Raw genomic sequence first — 2,865 nt, 5'->3', positions numbered from 1 at the left:
TGTAGGACTGCAATATTCGAATTATGATGAACTAGAATTGTTTGGAAAGACAAGCCAAAGACGGTGATAGCCCGGTATAGGTAAAGAGTAGTAAGATAGCAGTATCCTGAGTAGTGCGGGACACGAGTAATCCTGTATGAATTAGTGGGGACCATCCCATAAGGCTAAATACTCCTGAGAGACCGATAGTGAACTAGTACCGTGAGGGAAAGGTGAAAAGAACCCTGAATAAGGGAGTGAAATAGAACCTGAAACCATACGCTTACAAGCGGTCGGAGCGGACTTGATCCGTGACGGCGTGCCTTTTGCATAATGAGCCTACGAGTTACCGTTGCTAGCAAGGTTAAGGTATTCAGTACCGGATCCGTAGCGAAAGCGAGTCTGAATAGGGCGCTATAGTTAGTAGTGGTAGACGCGAAACCGTGTGATCTACCCATGGGCAGGTTGAAGCTGTAGTAACATACAGTGGAGGACCGAACCGGTTGACGTTGAAAAGTCTTCGGATGACCTGTGGGTAGGGGTGAAAGGCCAATCAAACTCGGAAATAGCTCGTACTCCCCGAAATGCATTTAGGTGCAGCGTTGATTAATAGTTTTATAGAGGTAGAGCTACTGATTGGATGCGGGGGCTTCACCGCCTACCAATTCCTGACAAACTCCGAATGCTATAAAATGTTTATCAGCAGTGAGGGCATGGGTGCTAAGGTCCATGTCCGAGAGGGAAAGAACCCAGACCATCAGCTAAGGTCCCCAAATGTATGCTAAGTTGAAAAAACGCGGTTGAACTGCTTTGACAGCTAGGATGTTGGCTTGGAAGCAGCCATTCATTTAAAGAGTGCGTAACAGCTCACTAGTCGAGCGGTTCGGCATGGATAATAATCGGGCATAAGTATACTACCGAAGCTATGGATTTGTAATTTATTATAACTGGTAGGGGAGCATTCTAACAGGGTTGAAGGTGTGTTGTGAGACATGCTGGACTGGTTAGAAAAGAAAATGTAGGCATAAGTAACGATAATGCGGGCGAGAAACCCGCACTCCGAAAGACTAAGGTTTCCTCAGCTATGCTAATCAGCTGAGGGTTAGTCGGGACCTAACGCGAACCCGAAAGGGGTAGTGGATGGACAACAGGTTAATATTCCTGTACCCGCTCTCAATAAAAGTGACGGAGGCGTATATTTGGTGCGTGCTGACGGAATAGCACGTTGAAGGGAGTGGTAACACCCCGATAGTACACTAAGACTTCGGTTGCGGTGATAATCCAGAGAAGCGACTTCCAAGAAAAGCGAGAGAAGCGGCCCGTACCCTAAACCGACACAGGTAGTTGGGATGAGAATTCTAAGGAGCTCGAGAGATTCATGGCTAAGGAATTAGGCAAAATAGACCCGTAACTTCGGGAGAAGGGTCGCCCCACTTTAAAGTGGGGCCGCAGTGAAAAGGTCCAGGCGACTGTTTATCAAAAACACAGGGCTATGCTAAATTGAAAGATGACGTATATGGCCTGACACCTGCCCGGTGCTGGAAGGTTAAGTGGAGGGCTTAGAGGTAACTCGAAGGTCTTAAATGAAGCCCCAGTAAACGGCGGCCGTAACTATAACGGTCCTAAGGTAGCGAAATTCCTTGTCGGGTAAGTTCCGACCTGCACGAATGGTGCAACGATCTGGACACTGTCTCAGCCATGAGCTCGGTGAAATTGTAGTATCGGTGAAGATGCCGATTACCCGCTGTGGGACGAAAAGACCCCGTGCACCTTTACTATAGCTTAGTATTGGTTTTGGATAAGTAATGTGTAGGATAGGTGGGAGACTTCGAAGCAGCGTCGCCAGGCGTTGTGGAGTCATTGTTGAAATACCACCCTTTGCTTATCTAGAGTCTAACCCTCTTTCGAGGGGACATTGCTTGGTGGGTAGTTTGACTGGGGTGGTCGCCTCCAAAAGAGTAACGGAGGCTTCTAAAGGTTTCCTCAGCACGCTTGGTAACCGTGCGTAGAGTGCAATGGCATAAGGAAGCTTGACTGAGAGACCTACAAGTCGATCAGGTACGAAAGTAGAGCATAGTGATCCGGTGGTTCCGCATGGAAGGGCCATCGCTCAAAGGATAAAAGGTACGCCGGGGATAACAGGCTGATCTCCCCCAAGAGCTCATATCGACGGGGGGGTTTGGCACCTCGATGTCGGCTCGTCACATCCTGGGGCTGGAGAAGGTCCCAAGGGTTGGGCTGTTCGCCCATTAAAGTGGCACGCGAGCTGGGTTCAGAACGTCGTGAGACAGTTCGGTCTCTATCTACAGTGGGCGTTAGAAATTTGAGTGGATCTGACTCTAGTACGAGAGGACCGAGTTGGACAAACCTCTGGTGTATCTGTTGTCGCGCCAGCGGCATTGCAGAGTAGCTACGTTTGGAAGGGATAAGCGCTGAAAGCATATAAGCGCGAAACCCACCACAAGATGAGATTTCTTTAAAGGGTCGTGAGAGATGATCACGTTGATAGGCTATAGGTGTAAAGGCAGTAATGTCATAGCCGAGTAGTACTAATAACCCATAGGCTTATTGTACGCCTGTTTTTTTAAAGTTCAAAATTTATTACTATTATTATGTATAGCGACTTATAGAGTCCTTTTTTCAATATGTTACAATATTAGTTCTTGATTAGTCAAGACGACGATTTAAGGTGGTTATAGCAACGGGGCTCACCTCTTACCATTCCGAACAGAGAAGTTAAGCCCGTTAGCGCCGATGGTACTACGATTGTGGGAGAGTAGGTCATCGCCTTGTTTTAGAATCCTCATCATTTATTTGATGAGGATTTTTTTTTGCCCTAAACTGAAAACCCGAACAGGCAGACATTAGAATTTAAATTGCTTACAG

2 rRNA genes are annotated in these 2,865 nt (G+C 47.3%); both read left to right on the top strand.

Going from position 1 to position 2,865, the window contains the following annotated elements:
• A 23S ribosomal RNA gene (locus tag H611_RS0106730) occupies positions 1-2,552 on the top strand; the annotation flags it as partial.
• 112 nt (positions 2,553-2,664) lie between these two features.
• Positions 2,665-2,772 (top strand): 5S ribosomal RNA (gene rrf, locus H611_RS0106725).
• Positions 2,773-2,865: the final 93 nt, after the last annotated feature.

Origin of the sequence: Gaetbulibacter saemankumensis DSM 17032, from assembly GCF_000425645.1 — a bacterium.
GTDB classification, from domain to species: Bacteria; Bacteroidota; Bacteroidia; order Flavobacteriales; family Flavobacteriaceae; genus Gaetbulibacter; species Gaetbulibacter saemankumensis.
This window is presented reverse-complemented; position numbering and strand designations above follow the sequence as displayed.